Origin of the sequence: Vibrio sp. Vb0888 (assembly GCF_033338835.1) — a bacterium.
In the GTDB taxonomy this organism is placed as follows: Bacteria; Pseudomonadota; Gammaproteobacteria; order Enterobacterales; family Vibrionaceae; genus Vibrio; species Vibrio alginolyticus.
In genome coordinates, this window is record NZ_JAWOTL010000004.1 from 267,073 (window position 1) to 291,228 (window position 24,156).

A 24,156-nucleotide genomic window follows, 5' to 3' on the forward strand; every position below is an offset into this window, starting at 1 on the left:
TTAACATCAATCTGGGTTTAATGTTAATTTATTCGCGAAATGAATAAGTTGAACATAGGCAGGTTGATGAACAAGGACAAACAAAACAGCATTTACGAAAAGATCGTTAATGACGAAGATGCCCGTGCCTGTAAGGCGATTCCTGAATCAGCTTGTCATCAAGTTCCCGGCAACTTTCTTAAAATAATTCTCGCTCAGTTTTTAACGAAAGTCGGCGATGCGTTAATCAATCCTAAAGTCACGTTGCCGTGGATACTACAAAGTCTCGGGGCACCGGTTTACTTAATTGGTTGGCTCGTTCCTATTCGTGAATCAGGTTCCCTTATCCCACAACTTAGCATCGCGCACTACATCCGACGCATTCCAGTAAGAAAATGGGTCTGGGTAATTGGCAGCATCTTGCAGGCTCTTTCCATATTTGCAATCGGAGTGGTCGCATTAACTCTGACAGGAGCTGCTGCGGGTTATGGTGTAATTGCATGTCTTGTGATCTTCAGCCTCTCACGCGGTTTAAATTCCGTCGCATCAAAAGATGTATTGGGCAAAACCATCCCTAAAAACCAACGAGGTCAAGTCAACGGCTGGTCTTCAAGTGCTGCTGGCCTGGTTACGCTGCTTTTCGCGAGCCTTCTGGCACTAGCCTGGTTATGGGACGTAGAGCCGACAGAGCGCTTTTACGGTCTGAGTTTAGGCTTAGCGGGCGTCATATGGCTCATCGCGGCATTCGTCTATGCGCGAATTAATGAGTATGCCGGTGAGGTAGACGGTGGTCGAAATGGCGTCCTCGAAGCATTTAAACAACTCGCGTTACTTAAGACAGACGTGACCTTTCGTCGATTCGTTATCACGCGGACACTATTTTTATGTTCTGCGCTGAGTGCACCGTACTACGTTGTGCTGGCACAGCAATCTCTGGGTGGACAGCTCTGGGTGCTAGCTCTCTTTATGTTTGCGAGTGGCTTAGCCTCCTTTGTGTCAGGTCCTTTCTGGGGAAGAATGTCCGATCGCTCTAGCCGCAGTGTGATGGTCATAGGCGCAATGATGAGCGCGCTACTTGGTGTTGTGTTATTTGTTTACGATACATGGGTCACCGCTAGCCAAAGCTTCCTATTCGTGATTCCTCTGCTTTACTTTTGTGTTTGTATTGCCCACGACGGAATACGAGTCGGACGAAAAACCTATTTAGTTGATATCGCAGAAGGTGACAAACGGACGAGCTATGTAGCCGTGAGTAACACAGTGGTTGGGATAATGCTGCTTCTAATGAGCTCTCTTGGTGTTATGTCGAACTTCTTGAGCCTTTCAGCTGTGGTGTTAGTGTTCTCTTTTATTACTTTTGCTGGCGTGGTAATGGCCAAACAACTGCCAGATATCAGTGACTAGTTCTATACAAAAAAAGCTGCGCTCAAAGCGCAGCTTTCATGGTAAACACACATTAAAAAGCTAGAGTTTTACCGCCAATTTAACACCTTGACGAATCGCACGCACAGCATCAAGTTCACCCGCATGGTCAGCTCCGCCAATGATATGAATCTTCTCTCCGAGTTCAGACCATTTATCTTCAAACGGACGTACAGACTCTTGCCCAGCACAAATGATAACTTTGTCTGCATTAAGTACCTGCGCGCTTCCGTCTACATGAATGTGCAAACCTTGATCATCAATTTTATCGTAAGACACACCACCGACTAAATGTACGCCCCGTTTTTCAAGGGTACGTTTATGGATCCAACCTGTTGTTTTACCCGGACCTTTACCTACACGACCTTTACGACGCTGAAGTATCCAGACTTCTTTATCGCTGACCGCATCAGGGTAAGGGTATAAACCACCCGGCTGAGACATCTCCTTGTCGATTCCCCATTCATGCAACCAGTCATCCAACGTTTGTCCAACTGGCTCTGTGAGCATGGTCGCGACATCTACGCCAATGCCACCAGCACCAACGATAGCCACTTTCTCACCGACTGGCGTTTTGTCTCGAATGAGAGTTTGATAGTCGACGACTTTCTCTGGGTTATCAATTCCATCAATATTGACTTTACGTGGCTCAACACCCGATGCCATCACTATCTCATCGTATTCTGTGAGTAAGTCATAGTTCGCTTCCGTCGATAAGTGCAGATTCACGCCTGTTTCATCAATACGGTTAGCGAAATATCGTATCGTCTCTCGAAACTCTTCCTTACCAGGGATCTGCATCGCAAGACGGAACTGACCACCGATGCGGTCGTTCTTTTCGAACAGATCAACCTTATGGCCACGTTCAGCCAGTGTGGTCGCACAAGCCAAGCCCGCAGGTCCAGCACCAACAACTGCAATGTTTTTCTTTTTAAAGGCTGGTTCAACAACAATTTCGGTTTCATAGCACGCTAGAGGGTTCACTAAGCAACTGGCGCGCTTACCTTTAAACACGTTATCTAGACACGCCTGATTACAACCAATACACGTATTAATAAACTGCGCTTTTTCCTGTTCGGCTTTAGCAACAAAGTAAGGATCGGCCAAGAATGGGCGCGCCATCGAAACCATGTCGGCATGACCTGAAGATAAAATACGTTCTGCTTCATCTGGCGTATTTATACGGTTGCAAGTGATAATAGGAACCGAAACGTGAGGTTTAACTTTTTCCGTAACCCATGTAAACGCACCGCGTGGTACTTGAGTCGCAATTGTCGGAATTCGAGCCTCATGCCAACCGATACCCGTATTAATAATCGTGACGCCAGCCTCTTCAAGTGCTTTCGCCAATTCGATAACGTCTTCAAAAGTGCTGCCCTGCTCGACAAGATCCAGCATAGAAAGACGGAAGATGATGATGAACTTGTCACCTACCGCCTTGCGTACCGCTTTAACAATTTCTAGCGGAAAACGCATACGTTTTTTATAGCTGCCACCCCATTCGTCGTAACGCATATTAGTACGTTTACATAAGAATTGGTTTATCAAGTAACCTTCCGAGCCCATTAACTCGACGCCATCATAACCAGCAAGCTGTGCTAACTCCGCACTATTAGCAAACGCGTCGATGGTTTTCTTTATCTGGCGGTCGCTCATTTCACTCGGAGCAAACTTTGCAATTGGCGCTTTAATGCCAGATGCACTTTGCGAGAATGGATGCATTGCATAACGCCCAGCATGGAGAATTTGCAACGCAATTTTACCACCGTGCTTGTGCACCGCTTCTGTCACAACTTTATGGGCTTTAGCATGTTTTGGCTTGCTGAATTCAGCACTCAACGGGTGTAAACGACCGCGTAAGTTAGGAGAAAAACCTCCGGTTACAATCAGTCCGACACCGCCTTTCGTGCGTTCTTCATAAAAAGCAGCGAGCTTGTGTAATCCTTCTTTATGCTCTTCTAAGCCCGTGTGCATTGATCCCATCAGAACTCGGTTTCGTAATTGTGTGAAACCGAGGTCCAGTGGCTTTAATAGGTTTGGGTACATGGCAGACATCACTTAACATCCATTGTTATTATCATGGTCTGACCAGATTAAGCCTGCTCAACCAAAAAATCAAACAAGCGTTTACATTTTTGTAACACCGATCAATCTCGTGTGAAAATATGCCAATTGTTGAGTGGTCGTGATAAGCTAAAAAAATGTTATCTTTTGAGATCTTAGAGATAAGAACCCATACTTTGTTAGACTCGGCGTAACTATCTCGTTATGGAGACAAGATGAAAAAACTCTTCAAATTTATTGGTTTGATATTTAAAGGGATATGGAAAAGTATCACTTTCATCAGACTCGCACTGGCAAACCTAATTTTCTTGCTGATGATTGCCGTTTTCTACTTTGCCTTTACTTATACCGGAGACGGTCAACCTGTCGTCGAAAAAGAATCGGCATTGGTGATGAACCTTTCAGGCCCAATTGTCGAACAAAGACGTTATGTAAACCCAATGGACTCTTTTGCTGGTTCCCTTTTGGGTAATGAGCTACCGAAAGAAAACGTCCTTTTCGATATCGTTGATACTATTCGCTACGCGAAAGACGATCCTAAAGTGTCTGGATTAGTGCTAGCACTGCGAGACATGCCAGAAACAAATCTCACGAAACTACGTTACATCGCGAAAGCGTTGAACGAATTTAAAGCGTCAGGCAAACCCGTTTACGCCGTAGGTGATTTCTACAACCAAAGCCAATATTACTTGGCAAGTTACGCTGACAAAGTTTATCTGGCACCTGATGGTGGTGTATTGATTAAAGGTTACAGCGCTTACTCAATGTACTACAAAACGTTACTTGAAAAGCTTGACGTTTCTACTCATGTTTTTCGCGTAGGTACTTATAAATCCGCTATCGAACCTTTTATTCGTGATGACATGTCCGATGCGGCGAAAGAGTCAGCAACACGTTGGGTTACTCAATTGTGGAGTGCTTTTGTTGATGACGTAACAACAAACCGAAACATTGATGCGAAAGTGCTTAATCCAACCATGGATGAGCTGATTAACGAGATGAAGTCTGTAAATGGCGATATTGCTCAGCTCGCAGTCAAACTGGGGCTAGTGGATGAACTTGCGACACGCCAAGACATTCGCACTCTATTTGCAAAACAGTTTGGTAGCGACGGCAAAGACAGCTACAACGCGATTGGTTACTACGACTACCTTGCAACGATTCGTCCCGATTACACACTACCTCAACACGACATCGCCGTTGTTCTAGCCAGTGGCGCGATTATGGACGGTCAACAACCTCGCGGAACTGTTGGTGGTGACACGGTCGCAAGCTTGCTGCGTCAAGCACGCAATGATGAAAAAGTGAAAGCGGTCGTGTTACGAGTAGATAGTCCAGGAGGCAGTGCCTTTGCTTCTGAAGTGATTCGTAACGAAGTAGAAGCTCTGAAGCAAGCAGGTAAGCCGGTTGTTGTATCCATGTCGAGTTTGGCCGCTTCTGGTGGTTATTGGATTTCAATGAGCGCAGACAAAATCGTTGCTCAGCCAACAACCCTGACGGGCTCCATTGGTATATTTAGTGTCATCACCACGTTTGAAAAAGGCTTTAGCAAGTTAGGTATTAATACTGATGGCGTTGGCACATCGCCGTTCTCAGGTGACGGTATTACCACTGGCCTTTCTGAGGGCGCGTCTCAAGTGCTCCAATTAGGTATCGAACACGGTTACAAGCGCTTTATTTCTCTAGTTGGCGAGAATCGCGATATGTCTCTAGAGGAAGTTGACAAAGTTGCTCAAGGTCGAGTTTGGACTGGCCAAGATGCACTATCCTTTGGTCTTGTCGATCAAATGGGTGACTTTGATGATGCTGTAGAGCTAGCGGCGAAACTAGCGAACGTGACCGATTACGGCATTTACTGGGTAGAAGAGCCTCTTTCTCCTACTGAACTATTTCTGCAAGAGTTTATGAAACAGGTGAAAGTCTCTCTAGGTATTGATGCAACAAGCTTGCTACCAAAAAGTCTTCAACCCGTAGCTCAACAATTCGAACAAGACGCAAGTTTGCTCCAAAGCTTCAACGATCCTAAAGGTCAATACGCATTTTGTTTGAACTGCCAAGTGCAGTAGTTTTTCCATCAATATTACAAAGGGCACTTCTACTTGAAGTGCCCTTTTTATTAGGCTTTGCATCTCCTCAGATGACTTTCTGATGCTGTGCGTATAGCCTCGCATCTCAAGGTTATTTAGGTATATAATCCCCGCCTCTGTTCCCCTACACGAAAGAAAAAACGATGACTAGAAAACACATCTACATCGCTTACACCGGTGGTACCATCGGAATGCAAAAATCCGACCACGGCTATGTGCCTGTTGCTGGCTTTATGGAAAAGCAATTAGCAAGCATGCCCGAATTCCATCGTCCTGAAATGCCGGATTACACCATCCACGAATACGACCCTCTGATTGACTCATCAGATATGACACCTGCTGACTGGCAGCAGATTGCGAATGATATTCGTGACAACTATGACAAATACGATGGTTTCGTTATCCTACATGGTACTGACACCATGGCGTACACAGCGTCCGCATTGTCTTTCATGCTTGAAAACCTTGGTAAGCCAGTGATTGTAACGGGTTCACAAATCCCTCTCGCAGAGCTGCGTTCTGACGGCCAAGCAAACCTATTAAACGCGCTACATATTGCAGCAAACTACCCGATCAACGAAGTAACTTTGTTCTTCAATAATCAATTGATGCGTGGTAACCGCAGCACAAAATCTCATGCAGACGGTTTTAATGCCTTTACTTCACCAAACCTTCCTCCACTATTGGAAGCTGGGATCAATATTCAAGTTAGCAACAGCGTAACCGTTGGTGCACAACCAGAAGGTGAGTTTAAGGTTCACAACATCACGCCACAACCAATCGGTGTGATCACCATGTACCCTGGTATTTCACACGAAGTTATCCGCAACACGCTTCGTCAGCCCGTGAATGCGATGATTCTTCTGACTTTTGGTGTCGGTAATGCTCCTCAGAACCCTGAGCTGCTTGGTCACCTGAAAGAAGCCTCTGAGCGCGGCGTTATTGTCGTAAACCTAACTCAGTGTTTGGCAGGTAAAGTGAATATGGGCGGATATGCCACAGGTTGTGCTCTCGCAGACTCTGGTGTTATCAGTGGCTTTGACATGACGCCCGAAGCGGCGCTGGCAAAACTACACTACCTTCTAAGCCAAAACCTTTCTTACGAAGAAGTAAAAGAGAGAATGCAACAAGTACTGCGTGGTGAAATGAGCCTGTAAGTTCAAGCTTTCTACGATCTAAAAAGCCCAATACAATTTGGGCTTTTTTCTTTCAAAATCAAAATAATAAAATTTTGAGAAATAAGGCGAAAGGATTAATCAATGTTCGGATTGACACGAACAATATCGCTCTCTTCTCCGCTGAATTGTTTTTTAAGCTCTTGTTTTGATTTAAAACTGATTTCACCACCGGCTGCAACCGTCATATGCTGCGCATCAGTATTATGTTTTGATTGATACAACATCACAGCTTGCATACACGAATCTCGCTGCTCTTTAGAAAGTGTTGTACCCTCAGGCCATCTTCCCGTTTCTACTGCATACACTAAGCGATCATAAACTTCTGGAGTCATCGCTTGTAATAGTTGTTCTGCGTCCATAGTGTACCTTCTTATTACATTCTATTTACAGAACATAACGGGTTAAGAAATTGAGTCAAGAATACGAAAATGAATTGGTGTAACGGATCACAAGCAAAACCATGAAAAAAACAAACTGGTTACTTCTCAGCCTCGCATGTTTTGTGCTATCGGGCTGTTTTGAAGGTAACGTGACAACCGAAGAGTTGTGCCAAAAAACACCAGAACTGCGTTGCGAGCAGCTCAATATGGATGACGGCCAATGTCGAATTCCAAGAACAAATTTGGTTTGGCATCGGTTTGAGCAATTGAAAAACCCATCGGAAGCAAACCAAATCATCGAATACGGTCTGGTCGCTGAATATAGGAAATGCTTAGAACTCGCCTCCCAGATCACCCCTATTGATCAAAGTGCTCTCAAAAGACAACGCTTTAATGCATTGGTACACAGTATTGATGAGCTAGAGCGCATTGTAAACGAGTTAAAAGGCTCAGAAGACCCGGCTACTTTGTATTTTTTATGGTCTCAAACGGGAGATACTCAAGCTCGGCGCGCATTTTTACAAATGGAAGGGTCTCCCCAATTAAATAATGCTGAGATGCAATATGCATTAGCCACTTTTTATACCAACCGAGATACCAAGAAAACCCTGGAGCTTCTTAATAACGCGTTGTCTTTATCTGATGAAGACAACATCAATCCGGTCATTCTCAAGTCAATGGCAAGTATTCATCAGGGGCTTGGAGACAAAGAGCAAGCGTATCTATGGGCAATGGTCGCGAAGAGATTCGACGTACCGCTTGCTGATGAAAAGCAGCTCCAACGTATGTTCAATTTCAGTCATCCAGAGCGATATAAGCAGTTGGATGAATTAGCCGAATCGGTGGCGAAAGCCATAGAGAAAGGTATCTATTCCCCAGCAATGATACCCACTGAGATATAAACGAAAAACTCCCGCAATGAGCGGGAGTTTTTCGTTTAAGTCGAGCGACACTCAGATCACCGTTGAGCATGAATCATCCTGAAAGGATAAAACAATCTCGAGCACAATTTTGTCGTTATTATTCTGATTTGTTGAAAATTAACGACACAGAATTAACACAAAAACGCTCTCCTGTGGTCTGTGGGCCATCTTCAAAAACGTGCCCTAGATGGCTATCACACGTTGCACAACGAATCTCTGTACGTACCATTCCGTGACTTAGATCTTCTAAATAGCGCACCGCTTGATCGTTGATAGGCGCATCAAAACTTGGCCATCCGCAGCCAGAGTCATACTTGTTATCAGAGACAAAGAGAGGGGCATTACAACAAGTACAAGCATAAACACCAGTTTCCTTATTATGCAGTAGCTTACCGCTGAAAGGAGGCTCTGTACCTTGCTCTCGGCAAACACGGAACTCTTCATCAGACAGTTGCTCACGCCACTGTTCATCTGACTTCGTCACTTTTTTCCCGCTTTGTTCCACGACTTTCGGCTCCTTATTTACTGTTCTTGGTATTGACTTTTTTAGCAAAAAACTTGCTTCTCTTAACAGTTGTAGCACATACTTTCTCACCAGGACACCATGCGTAATTAATTTGATAAGAGCACTTATCTCACCAGTTATATTACGCCAACTGGGCTACAGAAGAATCAGTTAAAAGTTTAAAAAACGTACATTTGCAAAGAATTGTTAAAAAAAGCGTCGCTTTTTTTTGACTTTAAACAAGTTAAGTCCGATTATCACTTGCAGATGTTTACTGGATTCTGTAATTTTACTACCAGTTATCTTTAATCAGAAATTAAGTTGTGGAGCAACTATAATGACTATCAAAGTAGGTATTAACGGTTTTGGCCGTATCGGTCGTTTCGTATTCCGTGCAGCGCAAGAGCGCAACGACATCGAAGTAGTAGGTATTAACGACCTTATCGATGTAGATTACATGGCATACATGCTTAAGTATGACTCAACTCACGGCCGTTTCAACGGTACTGTTGAAGTTGAAGGCGGTAACCTAATCGTTAACGGTAAAACTGTACGTGTTACTGCAGAGCGCAACCCTGAAGACCTAAAATGGGACGAAATCGGTGTTGACGTTGTAGCTGAAGCAACTGGTCTTTTCCTAACTGACGAGACTGCACGTAAGCACATCACTGCTGGCGCGAAAAAAGTTGTACTAACTGGTCCTTCTAAAGACGCTACTCCAATGTTCGTTAACGGCGTAAACTTCGACACTTACGCTGGTCAAGACATCGTTTCTAACGCTTCTTGTACTACTAACTGTCTAGCGCCTATCGCTAAAGTTCTTAACGACAAGTTCGGTATCGAATCTGGTCTTATGACTACAGTTCACGCAACTACAGCAACTCAAAAAACTGTAGATGGTCCTTCTGCTAAAGACTGGCGCGGTGGTCGTGGTGCTTCTCAAAACATCATCCCATCTTCAACTGGTGCTGCTAAAGCTGTAGGCGTTGTACTTCCAGAAGTAAACGGCAAACTAACTGGTATGGCTTTCCGCGTACCAACTGCTAACGTTTCTGTAGTTGACCTAACTGTTAACCTAGTTAACGGTGCTTCTTACGAAGACATCTGTAAAGCGATGAAAGAAGCTTCTGAAGGCGAACTAAAAGGCGTTCTAGGCTACACTGAAGATGCAGTTGTATCTCAAGACTTCATCGGCGAAGTTTGCACTTCAGTATTCGATGCTAAAGCTGGTATCGCGCTAACTGACAAATTCGTTAAGGTTGTATCTTGGTACGACAACGAAATCGGTTACTCAAACAAAGTTCTAGACCTAATCGCTCACATCTCTAAGTAATTAGAAAGTTAGCAATTAGCGAATAACTTCGTTAAAGAAAAGGCGGCTCTAGAGTCGCCTTTTTTGTATCTGGAATTTGAGAGAATGCAGGCTCGATGTTGCATTTAATGTGCGAAGCGCGTCTAAAAGCTCTCCCCAGCGATAGGAAACTACACATGGATTTAAAAACTCTCCCAGCCCTAACGGTGCTATCTGATAACGTCACTATCGTTGAAGTTGATCAGATAAAAATCGTCCGCGTGATTCATGACAAAGCAACGGCAGGCATCTCGCTACACGGTGGTCATGTCGTGTCGTTCACGCCTAAAGGTCAAGAAGATCTGATCTGGATGAGCGAAAAAGCTGTCTTCGATGGTAAAGCTGCTCTTCGCGGTGGTATTCCGGTTTGTTGGCCTTGGTTTGGGCGTATTGCTGCTCCAGCTCACGGCTTTGCCCGCACCGCAGAATGGGAGTTGGTTGAACATCGTGAGAACCATAACGGTGTGATTGTTGAACTTGCTCTGTTCCCGACAGAAGAAATCCACGATATTTGGCCCCATATGTTTGACGCTCGTTTGGTGATTGAAGTGGGCGATGAGCTAAAAGTGACGCTCAAAGTCATGAACATTGATGACGAGGCTTGGACCTTCTCTGGCGCATTACATACTTACCTAAACGTTGGAGACATTAAGCAAGCACAAACGACAGGCATGGGTGCCGAGTACATTGATAGCTTGAAAGCTGATGCGGTATGCCAAGGTGGTAATGTTCTACAACTAACTGACACCATTGACCGCGTTTACACGCAACCAGAAGCGAAAATTTTGGTAAAAGACCCGGTATTGGATCGTACGCTAAGCGTACACAACCAAGGCCACAACTCAGCAGTATTATGGAACCCTTGGGCAGAAGGTGCGCAAAGCATGGGTGACATGGCTGACGATGGTTATCAAACCATGTTGTGTGTGGAGTCTACTGTTCATGCACCAAGTATTGAGCAAGGTCAAACCCTCCAACCAGGTGAGACACATGAACTTGTCACTGTCATTTCAGCGCAGTAAGAATCACCATATAAAGGCCGGGATACCCGGCTTTTTTTGTAATAAAAGCTCTGCTTAGATGGTCCTATCTTTACTAACTTATTGGTTACTGGTCACTTTTGACGGTTTCATTAATAAATATCAAAAAAATTGATCATATAAACCGATAGCATACCGATACAAAACTCATAAATAATAAAAATATCAGGAATTAGTCTATGTTAGAGAGATACCGAAATCAAAGTGTCGGATTCCAGTTGAAACTGGTGATCACTTTGTGTCTATTCATTGCTTTCAGCAGTATTGCAGCGCTTGTTTACCGCAACGCTTCCGATGTTCTATTGGAAAGCACACTGAAAGAACACCAATCTAAAGTAGAATCAATGGCAAAAACCATTGCTGGCCAATTCGATGCTTACCTGCACACCGCTAAAGTCCTCGAATCTACTTTTCGCAATGGCTACCTTGCCGGTGTCTATGTCGAAAATTACACGGTTGACTTCATGGGACATGAAGTAACAAACATCACTCAATACAGTGAAAGCTTAATTAATGACACCAAGTTGGTCGACAGTTTCACACGTGATACCGGCGCTATAGCAACGCTATTCGCACCATTGGGTGACGACTTTATTCGGGTGTCCACCTCCCTAAAAGATCCACAAGGTCAGCGAGCGGTCGGAACCACGCTAGGCATCAACCATCCTGGTTATCAGCAACTTAAAGCAGGACAACCGTATTACGCTCAAATTAAATTGTATGGCGAGCGCTACATTACCTACTATGCCCCAATCAAAGATGCGACAGGAAAGGTAGCAGGCCTATCGTTTATTGGCTTACCAGTAGACCAAGCGACACAAACCTTATTCGATGCACTCGAAGAGATAAAATGGGGCGACACTGGTTACACCATTATCGTTGATAACGACGAAAACAATCTTGGTAAATACCTACTTCATCCAGCAAAAAGCGGCTCAGATTCGTCAATACTAGAAGTCGCCGACTACAATGGTCACAAGCCTTTTGGCCAGATTTTCGAACAATCTAGTGGATTAATTCGCTACCCTTTCGAGTACCAAGGTAACGTAGGCGAAAAGTATCTTGTCTACACAGAGGTTCCAGGTTGGAACTGGAAACTGCTAGGCGGTACGTTTATCAAAGAAGTTACAAAAGGTAGCGACACGCTTCTCACACTCATTGCCATCATTTCTTCGGTAGCGGCAATCATTACTTTTGTTGTACTGACACTTTTCTTGAATCACAGCTTACAACCTCTCACGACTCTAAACTCATACATGACTCGCTTAGCCGGCGGCGAAGTCAGCTTGAGCATCCCAGCGTCTTGTAAAGCATCAAAGAATGAAATTACGAACCTGAGCTCGGGTGTCGCCAGTATGGCAAGTCAGCTCAATGAACTTGTCGGTAAGATCCGTTCAACAAGCGACTTAGTGGAGAGCAACTCCACCAGCGTTGCCAACGATGCACATAGCAATTTGACCCAAGCCGACCGACAACAACAAGAAGTCGAGCAAGTTGTGACAGCGATTGAAGAAATGGCCTCTTCCGCTCAATCTGTCGCACAACAAGTCGAAAGCATTGCGGAAAACGTACGCTCAGCAAATACCGATAGCCAGTCTGGTCTCGCGATTGTTGAAGGCGTATGTATCGACGTTGCTCAACTTAACGATCAATTGGATCAATCAGCAACGGCTATCGAGCAAGTAAATCGCGATAGCGAGAGTATTCAAACCGTCACTAAAATGATTGATGAAATTGCTGAGCAAACCAATTTACTTGCCTTGAATGCCGCCATTGAAGCAGCACGAGCAGGTGAGCAAGGCCGTGGCTTCGCAGTTGTAGCAGATGAAGTGCGCACACTTGCGCACCGAACCCAAAGCTCAGTTCAGGATGTCGTGGAAATTATCGAGAAACTAAAAGGGTCGACTCATAATGCAGTTAATATGATGACAGACAGCCAACGCAGTGCAAACCAGGTCTTGGACAAAGCACAAGACGCGGGCACAGCATTAGAAGCCATCGCAGTACAAGTGCAGTCGATAGCCTCTCAAGCCGACGCCATTGCAGCGACTTCAGAAGAACAAGCTCAAGTTTCACAAGAAATTGCAGCAAATGCCCATTCTATCAGTGAACTTAACCGAGAAAGCCGCAACACGAGCGCAAAAACCTCGCAAAGTGCCATTGAACTTCAACAACAAGCACGAAACTTGAAAGAGCAAGTCGACTTCTTCCACTAATACTTAATAAGAGCCGACCCAGTCGGCTCTTTTTGTTTCACTTGAGACCATGCTTTTTGATAGAATTTGCCGCCCTACTTTCTGTTCGAGATCGTCATGAACTATCAATGCCCTCTATGCCACCAAGCTCTAGCGTTAAATGAAAAAACGTTTAAGTGCGAAAACAATCATCAGTTTGACTTAGCAAAAGAAGGCTACGTTAACTTGATGCCAGCGCACCACAAACGTTCTAAAGATCCTGGTGACAACAAAGAGATGATGCAAGCTCGTCGTCGATTCCTCGAAGGAGATTACTACAACCCAATGCGCCAAGAAGTGGCACAGCTGTGTGCAACATACACTGAGGGGAGCACCCATCAATTATTAGATATTGGTTGTGGTGAAGGTTACTACACAGATCAAGTACAAAAGACGATAGAAACACAAGCGAACCATGCCACGATTTATGGCTTAGACATTTCCAAAGTTGCCATTCGTTACGCGGCGAAGCGTTACACGCACTGCAACTTTAGTGTGGCTTCTAGTCACCGACTTCCCTTCGCAAATGAATCCTTAGATGCCATTTTGCGCATTTATGCCCCGTGTAAAGCTGAGGAGCTTCAGCGCGTTGTAAAAAACGACGGCGTTGTTGTCACGGTTACTCCTGCTAGCCGCCACTTATACCAACTGCGTGAGCGCATTTATCAAGAAGTTCGTCTTCACAATGAAGAACCAGAACATATTGAAGGGTTTGAATTAGAGCACCAGCAGCATCTTAACTATGTTATGGACTTGAAAAACGGAGCCGCAATCGATTTATTGCAAATGACGCCATTCGCATGGAAAGCAACCGATGCTCTTCGTGAAGAGTTGAAATCCGCTACACTTTTCCAATGTGAGGCTGATTTTATGTTGCGTGTATATCGCAAAAAAACACTCAATTAATAAGTCAAAAAAACAACAAACGCAAATAGTTATCATTTATATTGATTCATTGCTCAGCCTCCATTAATATCATCCGGACATTTTTGGAGGCTTTTCAATGCGCTTTTCTACTTTGAGCTTGCTCTTTGCAGGCTTACTTACTGGTTGCTCTTCATATACGCACACCAACTCTCACGCAACCTCAGCGGAAGTCACTAGTTTTTACGACTACCAACTATACACCCCTTCTGGCGAGCACATCGCTCTAAGCAAACTGCCAATTGAGCTGCAACAAGCAGATGTCATTCTTATTGGTGAATGGCACACACACGCCGGCGTTCATCGCTTTCAAACCGATATGCTCAAACAACTTACGTCCTACGACCGCTCACTCGCGTTATCTATGGAACAATTTACCCGCGACAAACAACCTGTTGTTGACGCTTACCTACGTGGGGAGATCGGCGAACAGTACTTAATGAAACAAGCCAACGCTTGGCCCAATTATGAAAGCGACTATCGCCCTCTCGTGGAGTTTGCTAAGCAGAAAAATCTCCCGATCATTGCAGCAAATGCACCAAAGAGCATTGTCCGATGCATTGGTCGACAAGGGCTAGATTACATTAACAAGCTCGATGATGATCAGCGGATGTTCATTGCACAAGCCATCAACACTGGTAGTAGTCCGTACAAAGAAAAGTTCATGGCATCCATGCATCACGGTAAGCCAGAGCAGACGGAAAAACAGTTTGCAGCTCAAGTTACTTGGGATGAAACTATGGCGGAATCTATCGTTAGCTACCTAGACGACAACCCAGGCGCTCAGATTGTCCATGTTGCGGGCAAGTTTCACACCGAGCAAGGGTTGGGTACGGCAGCATCAATCTTAAGCCGCAACCCGAGCTTAAAAGTGGTTGTAATTAGCCCAACAGATAACGTGCTTTCTGATAATACAGACTATCAGTTAGAGGTTCTCGCACCACCAGTACGGTATGTACAAGATGCTCACCGCATGGCGGCATATCAACATCTAACTAAACGCAATAACGATCTTCAATGTAAGTAGCTGGTCTTCAATTTAAGTTACTACCTTGTCGTTGCGTTGCATCATCACACCGCTCCGAGTTCATAGAGTGACAACGGTCTGCTTCCTGCTGGTCTATTTTTTGCTAATGATCACCAATAGAAACTAGAGGCGGCAAAAGCAGACCTGTTTTTATCCAAATAGCTTCAGAAATAAACTTTGCCGCCGATAAAAATATAACTGCTTTTTGCCCGCACTCAGTGACCGAGTGTCGATGTTCCAAGGAGTATTCGATGAATCCAGTAGGAAGCACTTCTGTTAATAGCTATGCCAAACAATCTGTCGCCTCTAAACAAGCAAGTATTGCACAAGAAGAAACTAGTGCTTCGCCTCTGAAAGTCGAACACAATAAGGTGACGCTTTCGACCGAGGGCAAAGCGCTACTTGCCGCTCTGCAACAAATCGAGCACGACAGCAAGAAAATAGAAGCAGAAGATAAATCTGTTGGTGAAAAGGTCGAATCTTTCACGCATGGTGCGCTTGGCATGGATCACCCTGATAAAATCGAGAAAGAAGAGGATGGCTCATATTCTGCGGGTCAATACCTGTCTGCGGCACTTACCGTTGGTGGCATCATATTGGCATTAGTCTGATAACCAGTCTGATAATCGTCACGACAACAAATCCTATTTGAACCAAACACTTACTGCAGCCCATAATTTAATAAGCCAAAGAACGATATGATGCAAACGTAAGTGAATTCGACCGCTCTTGTGGCCCGATAATACATGCTCGTTTATTTCTCCCTAAACTAGGTTTCTTGTGAAGGCACTGAATGGATAACTTTAGTCCATGCTTTCAACTCCTAAGCGTAATCCAAGCCCACGTTTGTGGGCTTTCTTCTTTCCAAACTAACGAACGTTAGAGAGCGACTCATTTTTTCTGCAAAACCAAACAAAAACGACAATTTGGTTAAACTTTTATTACCGACACAAAACTTTCATAAATCATTGCTTTAATGCCTGCGCTTTCAATAAACAAGGAAAATATAATGAAGCGCTTAGTATCTCCAATCGTTACGGCAGTGGCTGCATCTACCCTCTCTTTCAACGCACTCTCAGCTGAAATCAAAAACGTCATTTTGATGATCGGCGACGGCATGGGTCCTCAACAAGTTGGTTTACTCGAGACCTACGCAAAACACGCACCTAACTCGGTTTACAAAGGCGAAAGCACAGCGTTATACAAACTCGCTCAAGAAGGTGTGATTGGATCATCACTGACCAATCCAGAAGACGCAATTGTCGTCGACTCTGCGTGCTCAGCTACGATGCTAGCGACAGGAATCCCTACCGCTTCTGAAGTCATTGGCATTGATAGCCAAGGCAACCATGTCGAAACTATTTTGGAAAAAGCCAAAAGTAAAGGTAAAGCGACAGGGCTCGTCTCTGATACGCGTATGACCCACGCAACGCCAGCAGCATTTGCCGCTCATCAACCACATCGCTCCCTAGAAAACAATATTGCGGCGGATATGCTCGAAACAGGCGTAGACGTGATGATGTCTGGTGGACTTCGTCATTGGATTCCAAAGTCGACAAACGACAAGGGAGAGACATACGAGCAACTTGAAAAGCTCACTCAAGGTAATGTCTACCTAAAATCGAAACGCAAAGACGAACGCAACTTGCTTGCCGAAGCGCAAGACCAAGGCTATAGCTTAGCTTTCAGCCGCGATATGCTCACACAAGCTAAAGGTGACAAATTACTTGGACTTTTTGCTTACTCGGGCATGAACGATGGTATTGCCTACAGTCAAAGCAAAAACGATCCAAAACGCACGCAGCCATCGCTGAAAGAAATGACCACCAAAGCAATCGACATTCTTTCAAAAGACAAAGACGGTTTTTTCTTGATGGTTGAAGGCGGCCAAATTGACTGGGCTGGCCACAGTAACGATGCAGGTACGATGCTGCATGAAATGCTTAAATTCGATGAAGCGGTAAACTCAGTTTATGAGTGGGCAAAAGGCCGTGATGACACCCTGATCATTGTTACTGCTGACCACGAAACCGGCTCTTTTGGCTTTAGCTACTCATCAGCAAACTTGCCTAAACCACAAAAACGCGACGGCGAAGCATTCAAAAATCAGGATTACGCGCCAAACTTCAACTTTGGTCAGTTCGAGATCCTCGATGGTTTATACAACCAAAAGAAAAGTTACTACGGCATGATCAGTGAATTCCAAGCGCTTGATAAGAAAGAGCAAACTCCAGAGAAGTTTGCGGAAGTCGTGAACGCAAATAGCGATTTTTCGATTACGCCTGAGCAAGCAGAACGCGTATTAGCAAGTAAACCAAATCCATACCGACTCGCTGGACACAAATACTTAAGCGAAGAGAACGTACCGACAATCAATGACTTTGATGCTTTCTTTCCTTACAACGACCGTGGCAACTTGCTAGCGCGTGAGCATGCAACAAAGCAAAACACAGTATGGGGGACGGGTACTCATACGCATACTCCTGTCAACGTATTTGCTTGGGGACCTGCAGAAACTATCCTTCCGGTATCAAAAATCATGCACCACTCGCAACTAGGCGAGTACTTGAAGCAACAAATTAAATAATCAACTTGCACTTACTTCACAACTCGTGATGTTTCAACGCTCTCGCAAGGGAGCGTTTTTTTATGCATGAAAACAGTTGACGTTTTAAATCGTACACCACAATAATTATGGGTCTTTAATTATATGAATAAAGAAAATGTGCGAAATCTTTGCTAAGCAACCCCAAGACAACTATCAGTTCATCACCCGCTCTATCCGTATTGATGGTCACGCGACCAGTGTAAAACTTGAAGCGAGCTTTTGGACAATTCTTGAGGAAATCGCTAGTGCTCAAAACATGACGGTTCCTAAATTCATAAGCACTGTTTATCAAGAAGCACTCGAATACAATGGTAAAGTGAACAACTTTGCCTCCTTACTTCGATGCGCTTGCCTCACTTACGCCCGCCAACCTCAAGAGACCACTCGTCAAGCACTTGCGCAACTTGACAGTTAATAGCAACCAACCGACCAATAACCATCCTAGGCTGTGCATCCGTATTATAAACCCTTGAACATCTTCTAATTTGTCGTACTAGAGTACTACCCAGACTCCTTTTGAAATCGCTAACCTATGCGGACTATCAAGGAGTACCCATGACAAAAATGATTCACACCATGATCCGAGTAAGTGATCTGGACCGCTCTCTACAATTTTACTGTGACGTACTTGAACTAGAAGTCGCTGATCAATACATCTTTGATGGCTTTTCTCTAACCTATCTAGCCAACCAAGAAACTGGCTTTGAATTGGAACTGACGCACAATCACGACCAAAGTGAGCCCTACACTCACGGCTCAGGCTACGGCCACCTTGCCGTCAGCGTGGAGGACATTGAACAAGCCCACAAACGCATTAAATCTCTCGGCATTGAAACTGGTGACATCAAAGCCTTTGACCATCAACAAAAGCATTTAGCAACGTTCTTTTTTGTAACCGACCCTGATGGTTACAAAATTGAGTTCCTGCAACGCCAAGGGCGTTACCTATAACAAAAAGAGTAAACATTATGATGCACTTGACGGCTACCTTTCATGCACAACCGGGAAAAGAACAAGAGTTGAAAGAGGTACTTACCCAAGCGCTTGAACCTACTCGCAATGAAGAAGGTTGCGTTCGTTATCAATTGTTCCAAGATAAAGACAATGCATGCCACTTCGTTTTTCAGGAGCAATTTAAAGACCAACAAGCATTTGAGCTTCATGGTAAAACAGAACACTTTGCTCTTTTGATTAGCCAGATCGACAACTTGTTAGAATGCGAGCCGAAACTGGTGTTCTTCGACGAACTGTAACAATAACGCTAACCGAAGATCAAAAAAGGCACTCTACCTAGAGTGCCTTTCACTTGTTAGGACCTGTGATTAAGCGTCTTGCTTCTCCACCATATGCAAATGCACATCTTGTTGTGGGAAAGGAATCGAAATACCTTCTCGGTCGAAGCGTAGTTTCACCTCTTTTGTCACATCCCAGTATACATCCCAGTAATCATCCGTTTTTACCCAAGGACGCACAATAAAATCTACAGAAGACGTATTTAATGTATGAACTTTGATCATTGGCTCTGGAGTGCGAAGTACCGAAGGGTGAGAGGTAATGATATCAGACAATACTGACTCCGCTTTTAAGAGGTCATCCGCATAGCCAATGCCAAACACCATATCCACGCGGCGAATGCGTTCATGCGTGACGTTCTTAATAACATCTCCCCAGATTTTGCTGTTAGGCACAATAATAATTTGGTTATCAAACGTACGGATTGTGGTGTTCACCAAACTCATATGGCTTACCTTGCCATCCACACCGCCAGCATACACAAAATCACCAACATCAAATGGGCGATAAATAAGCAGCATCATACCCGCCGCGAAGTTGGATAACGTGTCTTGCAACGCGAAACCAATAATCACACCAGCAATACCGAAACCGGTTAGGATTGGCGCTAGGTTCAAACCAAGCTGAGATAAGCCCACCATGATACCGATCACCCACACGAATTTGCCGGACATCGAGATAAAGAAGTCCTGCATCAAGTGGGAAAGTTTTAAGTTTTTCGATGCAACTGCTTTACGGACGACTTTGCGAGTTAACTTAGCCAGTCCGCGAGCGATCAATAAAATCAGCGCAAAAACAAACAACTGGAAGATATGCTGCGGTGCATTCTCGGCAAACCAATCCAGTGCCGAGTTGGACCAGTGACTCAGTATTGACCACACAACTTTGGTATTCAGTAAATCATGGGTGATATTACCCGTCACTTCAAAAATTTGGCGTTTGTATTCAGACGTTTCTAAACCGACTTTATCACCAATTGAAATCAGGTTGCGTAAGCTTTCTGTCGCAATATTTAGCCTTTGTTTAGTAATGAGCTGACTAAGTTGCAACGACGCTTTTTCCGACTCTGGGCTAGACGAAAGTTGGGAGCCAATGATCTCACTTTGCTGACTCAAGTACTCAATTGAAGCAGACAGTAAGCGCATACGTTTATCAATTTTATCTTTTAGTTCCGCTTCTGCGCGCTCGTTTTGGGCCCCTAGCTCCTTCAACCAAGCGAGATTTTGCCAGCTCGAATCGAAGCTAACATCAAGATAACGCTGTAGCTCTCGATAATCATTAACAAGAGCAAGCTTCTCTTCATCCTTAGCCTTATTTAAATCCTCGACGACTTTCTTTATTTTTTCCGATAGATAGTTCGTCGCGTCCTCAGAGTATTGTTCTTGTTTTTTAACTAGCAAGATCAGCTTGTCGCGAGAGATAGTTTCACGTTCAATCGCTGACGCTAACTGGCTTCTTAATTCTTCATTCTTTTGGAATAGTTGCAGTTGAAGGGCATCACGCTCGTCGCCACTCGCTTGCGAGAGGCTTTGGGATAAATCCACAATCTCTCGGTTCAAGTTGTCAATCGAGATTTCGGCAGCAGAAGGCTCTTGGATATCGTCAGTAGCAGTCGCATGAACAGCCATTGGGGAGAACATAATGACGGCAAGTGCGAATAATGTCACCCAAGATGTCAGGCGCAGTTTCTGGGGGAAATGAAACGTCATGTTTACCTCATAGGAAACAATCCTGATCAAAACAATCAGGAATAGAAGTGTAAAGCGTTGAAATCATACTCCTAAGTTTACAACACTAAATAATAAACTGAGCAGCATTTCGTTAGCGAGACGTCAAAGTTGGGAGCCCCAATAGCAAACAAGCCTTTCATTTAATCAATGAAAGGCTTGTTTGTATTCGACTAAGGACGGTTGGGATGATTTAAAATATGGTCTTCCCAATCCACCACATCAATCTCGTAAACGACTTTGTTACGGACACTTTCCCCTGCCGCATGCATTGCGGACTTAGAGCCTGTAATCAGCGGATGCCATTCTGGTAAAGGCTGCTTTTCAGCCAACAGACGGTAAGCGCACGTGTGTGGCAGCCAAGTAAAATCGTCGATGTCTTCTCGGGTCAGCTTGGTGCACTCTTCACCCGAAGTGAAACGGTTTGGGTAATCCTTACATGAACACGTTTTACTGTTCAGCCAGCTACAAGCCACATTGGTATAGTAGATTTCATCGGTATCTTCATCCATAAGCTTATGCAAACAACATTTGCCACAACCATCACAGAGAGATTCCCATTCCTCTTCTGTCATCTGCTCTAACGATTTACTTTGCCAAAATGGAGTGCTCATACTTCAGGTCTCACCAAGGGAATTTAGGGGGCGATTTATACTCTTCTCAACGCAAAAGTTCAAGTTTTGAGAAGATCTTGCATCCTTCCCACATAACGGTGGAGATATTCAACTACTTTCGTTTTACTGTTCTATCCTTAAACAAGTTTCCATTACTCAATTGATCAAGAAGGCATTAAGGAGTTTTCATGGGTATTATTTCTTGGATTATTTTGGGCTTAATCGCCGGCGCACTTGCTAAATGGCTCATGCCAGGAAAAGATGGGGGCGGTTGGATTGCAACAATGTTACTTGGTATTGCAGGGGCATTTGTAGGTGGCTTCCTTGGCGGCATTCTCGGTTTCGGCGGAGCAACTGGCGTCAACATTGGTAGTATCATTACCGCAACACTAGGCGCATTTATTCTGTTGTTTGTTTATAACCGTTTCTTAAAATAATCACGATGATTTAAAAGCAAAAAACCAAAAAGGGAGCGTAATGTTAAGCGCGCCCTTTTATTTTTTTCTTTCTTCACTCTTCCAATCCACGTCAAAATGACCATAATTGCCCCCTTAATTTTTAAGAGGTTTACATTATGGATTGTCGATTAGGATGTGGAGCGTGCTGTATTGCGCCAAGTATCTCTTCACCAATACCTGGAATGCCCAAGGGCAAACCTGCTGGTGTTCGTTGTGTGCAACTCAACGACGACAATTTGTGCAAGCTATTTGGTAAGCCTGAACGCCCTAAAGTCTGTCACGATTTTAAACCGTGTCCGATTGTATGCGGCAAGACCAATCAAGAAGCACTCGACAACATCACTGAATTAGAACAATTGACGTAATGCGACTCTAGACCACACGTTTAAAGTTAGTACCTCGGTTGTTTCTCTCCGAGGCAGTAATCAAAGCAAACTCAAGATTTAGCACTCCCCCCCTCAGCCTTTTATCTCACCCTTGAGAACTCTTGCCACATAGCGTTCCATTTGCGGTTTTTGCGCGATCTCCCTCACAATTTATTGACAATTCTCGACTATGTTCAGCGGGTCATTTAATTAAAGATCAGGAAAGAACATGAATAAGTATTTGGCTGAGGCTTTTGGCACGTTCTGGCTAGTGTTAGGCGGCTGTGGTAGCGCGGTGTTGGCTGCGGGTTTCCCTGAAGTGGGTATTGGTCTGTTGGGCGTTTCTTTGGCATTCGGTTTAACCGTTCTGACGATGGCATTTGCTATCGGTCATATTTCAGGTTGTCACTTGAACCCTGCAGTGACAGTTGGCCTTTGGGCAGGCGGTCGTTTTGAGACAAAAGACGTTGCTCCCTACATCATCTCACAGGTGATCGGCGGGCTTATCGCAGGTGGCGTGCTTTACGTTATTGCATCTGGACAAGCAGGATTTGATGTTGTGGGTTCTGGCTTTGCCGCCAATGGTTATGGTGAACACTCTCCAGGCCAATACTCGATGATCGCTGCACTTGTGACTGAAGTTGTCATGACGATGATGTTCCTGATTGTCATTATGGGTGCAACAGACAAACGTGCGCCACAAGGCTTTGCACCTATCGCAATTGGCCTGTGTTTGACTCTCATTCACCTGATCAGCATTCCTGTCACCAATACGTCAGTAAACCCTGCTCGTAGCACGGCAGTCGCAGTATATGTGGGTGACTGGGCGGTTTCTCAGCTATGGCTGTTCTGGATTGCTCCTATTGTGGGTGGCGTGCTTGGTGCGGTTATCTACAAAAACCTTCTTGGTAAAGAATCGAACGATTAATCGTTCCTAACTCCCAAAATCAAAAAAGCCGCTGAATTCAGCGGCTTTTTATTAAATTCTGTGTCGACCTAATAGCGAATGTGACAACGTCGTGCCATCAACAAGCTCTAGCTCCCCACCGACAGGCACACCATGCGCGATGCGGCTGGCATCAACTTGGTGCTCTTTACATAGCTCTGCGATGTAGTGGGCAGTGGCTTCACCTTCAACTGTTGGGTTTGTCGCCAAAATCACTTCGGTAATATCACCGCGACGTAAGCGGTAATCAAGGACATCCAACCCAATATCACTTGGACCAATACCATCTAATGGCGACAAATGCCCCATAAGAACAAAATACCGACCAGAATATTGGCCTGTTGCTTCAACGGCTGCGATGTCTGCCGGGCTTTCTACCACACAAATTTGACCATTTTCTTGGCGTTTTGGGTTGGTACAAATGTGACAGACTTCTTCTTCGGTGAAGGTTCGACACTCAGTACAATGACCTATTTCTGTCATTGCCTGACTCAGCGCATCTGCAAGCTGCAAACCGCCTTTTCTATCGCGCTGTAACAAATGAAAGGCCATACGCTGCGCTGACTTGGGGCCAACCCCAGGTAGACAACGTAAGGCCTCCATCAATTGTTCCAGCATATGACTGGTACGCATTAAAAGTCCGCTTAATTAAATATCAGCAGATTAGAATGGCATTTTCATACCTGGTGGTAGTTGCATACCGCCAGTTACAGAAGCCATTTTCTCTTTTTGAGTTTCTTCAACACGACGGGCTGCATCATTGAACGCCGCAGCGATCAGATCTTCAAGCATTTCTTTGTCGTCTTCCATCAAACTTTCATCGATGTCAACACGACGTACGCTGTGGCTACCAGTGATAGTAACTTTAACTAGGCCAGCACCAGACTCGCCAGTTACTTCCATATTCGCGATTTCTTCTTGAAGCTTTTGCATGCGATCTTGCATTTGCTGGGCTTGCTTCATTAGGTTACCCATACCGCCTTTACCAAACATGTTTATCTCTCTGGTTTAATGAGGTGTTGCATCAATTA

24 protein-coding genes are annotated in these 24,156 nt (G+C 44.6%); 17 read left to right on the top strand and 7 right to left on the bottom strand.

The features are described 5' to 3' along the window. The first annotated feature begins 66 nt into the window (after positions 1-66). Positions 67-1,383, top strand: coding sequence for an MFS transporter (locus R7P72_RS08765; protein WP_064376890.1), 1,317 nt, complete (start codon positions 67-69; stop codon positions 1,381-1,383). Between the two features lie 60 nt (positions 1,384-1,443). Here the strand turns inward: R7P72_RS08765 and R7P72_RS08770 are convergent, their stop codons facing one another. Then, the gene (locus R7P72_RS08770; protein WP_213907168.1) at positions 1,444-3,456 is read right to left on the bottom strand and encodes an NADPH-dependent 2,4-dienoyl-CoA reductase; all 2,013 of its coding nucleotides are present in this window, start codon (positions 3,454-3,456) and stop codon (positions 1,444-1,446) included. A gap of 224 nt (positions 3,457-3,680) precedes the next feature. On the opposite strand from R7P72_RS08770, the gene sppA reads away from it, so the two are divergent. Next, complete coding sequence (gene sppA, locus R7P72_RS08775) at positions 3,681-5,531, top strand: signal peptide peptidase SppA (protein WP_213907167.1); 1,851 nt, start codon at positions 3,681-3,683, stop codon at positions 5,529-5,531. Positions 5,532-5,695: 164 nt separating this feature from the next. After that, positions 5,696-6,709 carry an asparaginase gene (gene ansA, locus R7P72_RS08780; protein ID WP_017635822.1) on the top strand — a complete coding sequence of 338 codons (1,014 nt, stop codon included), beginning with the start codon at positions 5,696-5,698 and terminating at the stop codon, positions 6,707-6,709. Between the two features lie 95 nt (positions 6,710-6,804). On the opposite strand, the gene R7P72_RS08785 is transcribed toward ansA, so the two are convergent. Beyond that, the gene (locus R7P72_RS08785) at positions 6,805-7,089 is read right to left on the bottom strand and encodes a YeaC family protein (protein ID WP_005380700.1); all 285 of its coding nucleotides are present in this window, start codon (positions 7,087-7,089) and stop codon (positions 6,805-6,807) included. Between the two features lie 101 nt (positions 7,090-7,190). Between R7P72_RS08785 and R7P72_RS08790 the strand changes: the two genes are divergently transcribed. Further along, entirely contained in the window at positions 7,191-8,012 is an 822-nt protein-coding gene (locus R7P72_RS08790) for a DUF2989 domain-containing protein (protein ID WP_213907166.1), read from the top strand. A gap of 118 nt (positions 8,013-8,130) precedes the next feature. Here R7P72_RS08790 and msrB read toward each other — a convergent pair whose 3' ends face one another. Next, the gene (gene msrB, locus R7P72_RS08795; RefSeq protein ID WP_005380698.1) at positions 8,131-8,538 is read right to left on the bottom strand and encodes a peptide-methionine (R)-S-oxide reductase MsrB; all 408 of its coding nucleotides are present in this window, start codon (positions 8,536-8,538) and stop codon (positions 8,131-8,133) included. A gap of 337 nt (positions 8,539-8,875) precedes the next feature. Between msrB and gap the strand changes: the two genes are divergently transcribed. The 10 genes from gap to R7P72_RS08845 all read left to right on the top strand — a co-directional run bounded on the left by gap (position 8,876) and on the right by R7P72_RS08845 (position 18,975). Continuing rightward, entirely contained in the window at positions 8,876-9,871 is a 996-nt protein-coding gene (gene gap, locus R7P72_RS08800; RefSeq protein ID WP_005380697.1) for a type I glyceraldehyde-3-phosphate dehydrogenase, read from the top strand. A 155-nt stretch (positions 9,872-10,026) separates the two neighbouring features. After that, positions 10,027-10,911, top strand: coding sequence for a D-hexose-6-phosphate mutarotase (locus R7P72_RS08805; RefSeq protein WP_005380695.1), 885 nt, complete (start codon positions 10,027-10,029; stop codon positions 10,909-10,911). Positions 10,912-11,108: 197 nt separating this feature from the next. Further along, the gene (locus R7P72_RS08810) at positions 11,109-13,145 is read left to right on the top strand and encodes a methyl-accepting chemotaxis protein (protein ID WP_005380692.1); all 2,037 of its coding nucleotides are present in this window, start codon (positions 11,109-11,111) and stop codon (positions 13,143-13,145) included. 96 nt (positions 13,146-13,241) lie between these two features. Beyond that, positions 13,242-14,069, top strand: a complete 828-nt coding sequence (gene rlmA / locus R7P72_RS08815) for a 23S rRNA (guanine(745)-N(1))-methyltransferase (RefSeq protein ID WP_005380691.1) — start codon at positions 13,242-13,244, stop codon at positions 14,067-14,069. Between the two features lie 97 nt (positions 14,070-14,166). Next, positions 14,167-15,114 carry a ChaN family lipoprotein gene (locus tag R7P72_RS08820; protein WP_054729694.1) on the top strand — a complete coding sequence of 316 codons (948 nt, stop codon included), beginning with the start codon at positions 14,167-14,169 and terminating at the stop codon, positions 15,112-15,114. A 251-nt stretch (positions 15,115-15,365) separates the two neighbouring features. Further along, positions 15,366-15,725, top strand: coding sequence for a hypothetical protein (locus R7P72_RS08825; RefSeq protein WP_005380688.1), 360 nt, complete (start codon positions 15,366-15,368; stop codon positions 15,723-15,725). Between the two features lie 398 nt (positions 15,726-16,123). After that, positions 16,124-17,701, top strand: coding sequence for an alkaline phosphatase (locus R7P72_RS08830; RefSeq protein ID WP_005380687.1), 1,578 nt, complete (start codon positions 16,124-16,126; stop codon positions 17,699-17,701). A gap of 136 nt (positions 17,702-17,837) precedes the next feature. After that, on the top strand, positions 17,838-18,137 hold the full coding sequence (locus tag R7P72_RS08835; RefSeq protein WP_213907165.1) for a ribbon-helix-helix domain-containing protein: 300 nt from the start codon (positions 17,838-17,840) through the stop codon (positions 18,135-18,137). A gap of 140 nt (positions 18,138-18,277) precedes the next feature. After that, positions 18,278-18,673 carry a VOC family protein gene (locus R7P72_RS08840; protein WP_005380685.1) on the top strand — a complete coding sequence of 132 codons (396 nt, stop codon included), beginning with the start codon at positions 18,278-18,280 and terminating at the stop codon, positions 18,671-18,673. 17 nt (positions 18,674-18,690) lie between these two features. Beyond that, on the top strand, positions 18,691-18,975 hold the full coding sequence (locus R7P72_RS08845) for a putative quinol monooxygenase (RefSeq protein ID WP_213880855.1): 285 nt from the start codon (positions 18,691-18,693) through the stop codon (positions 18,973-18,975). 69 nt (positions 18,976-19,044) lie between these two features. Here R7P72_RS08845 and R7P72_RS08850 read toward each other — a convergent pair whose 3' ends face one another. Both R7P72_RS08850 and R7P72_RS08855 read right to left on the bottom strand, forming a co-directional pair. Further along, positions 19,045-20,724, bottom strand: coding sequence for a mechanosensitive ion channel family protein (locus tag R7P72_RS08850; RefSeq protein WP_005380681.1), 1,680 nt, complete (start codon positions 20,722-20,724; stop codon positions 19,045-19,047). 191 nt (positions 20,725-20,915) lie between these two features. Continuing rightward, a complete protein-coding gene (locus R7P72_RS08855; RefSeq protein WP_005384948.1) occupies positions 20,916-21,356 on the bottom strand; it encodes a YcgN family cysteine cluster protein in 441 nt (146 codons plus the stop codon). 188 nt (positions 21,357-21,544) lie between these two features. On the opposite strand from R7P72_RS08855, the gene R7P72_RS08860 reads away from it, so the two are divergent. The 3 genes from R7P72_RS08860 to aqpZ all read left to right on the top strand — a co-directional run bounded on the left by R7P72_RS08860 (position 21,545) and on the right by aqpZ (position 23,107). Then, on the top strand, positions 21,545-21,793 hold the full coding sequence (locus R7P72_RS08860; RefSeq protein WP_005380625.1) for a GlsB/YeaQ/YmgE family stress response membrane protein: 249 nt from the start codon (positions 21,545-21,547) through the stop codon (positions 21,791-21,793). 137 nt (positions 21,794-21,930) lie between these two features. Continuing rightward, the gene (locus R7P72_RS08865) at positions 21,931-22,179 is read left to right on the top strand and encodes a YkgJ family cysteine cluster protein (protein WP_065767476.1); all 249 of its coding nucleotides are present in this window, start codon (positions 21,931-21,933) and stop codon (positions 22,177-22,179) included. Between the two features lie 229 nt (positions 22,180-22,408). Then, positions 22,409-23,107, top strand: coding sequence for an aquaporin Z (gene aqpZ / locus R7P72_RS08870; RefSeq protein WP_005384951.1), 699 nt, complete (start codon positions 22,409-22,411; stop codon positions 23,105-23,107). Positions 23,108-23,158: 51 nt separating this feature from the next. On the opposite strand, the gene recR is transcribed toward aqpZ, so the two are convergent. Both recR and R7P72_RS08880 read right to left on the bottom strand, forming a co-directional pair. Then, complete coding sequence (recR, locus tag R7P72_RS08875) at positions 23,159-23,758, bottom strand: recombination mediator RecR (RefSeq protein WP_005380619.1); 600 nt, start codon at positions 23,756-23,758, stop codon at positions 23,159-23,161. Positions 23,759-23,788: 30 nt separating this feature from the next. Further along, positions 23,789-24,118 carry a YbaB/EbfC family nucleoid-associated protein gene (locus tag R7P72_RS08880; protein WP_005380618.1) on the bottom strand — a complete coding sequence of 110 codons (330 nt, stop codon included), beginning with the start codon at positions 24,116-24,118 and terminating at the stop codon, positions 23,789-23,791. Between the last annotated feature and the right edge of the window lie 38 nt (positions 24,119-24,156).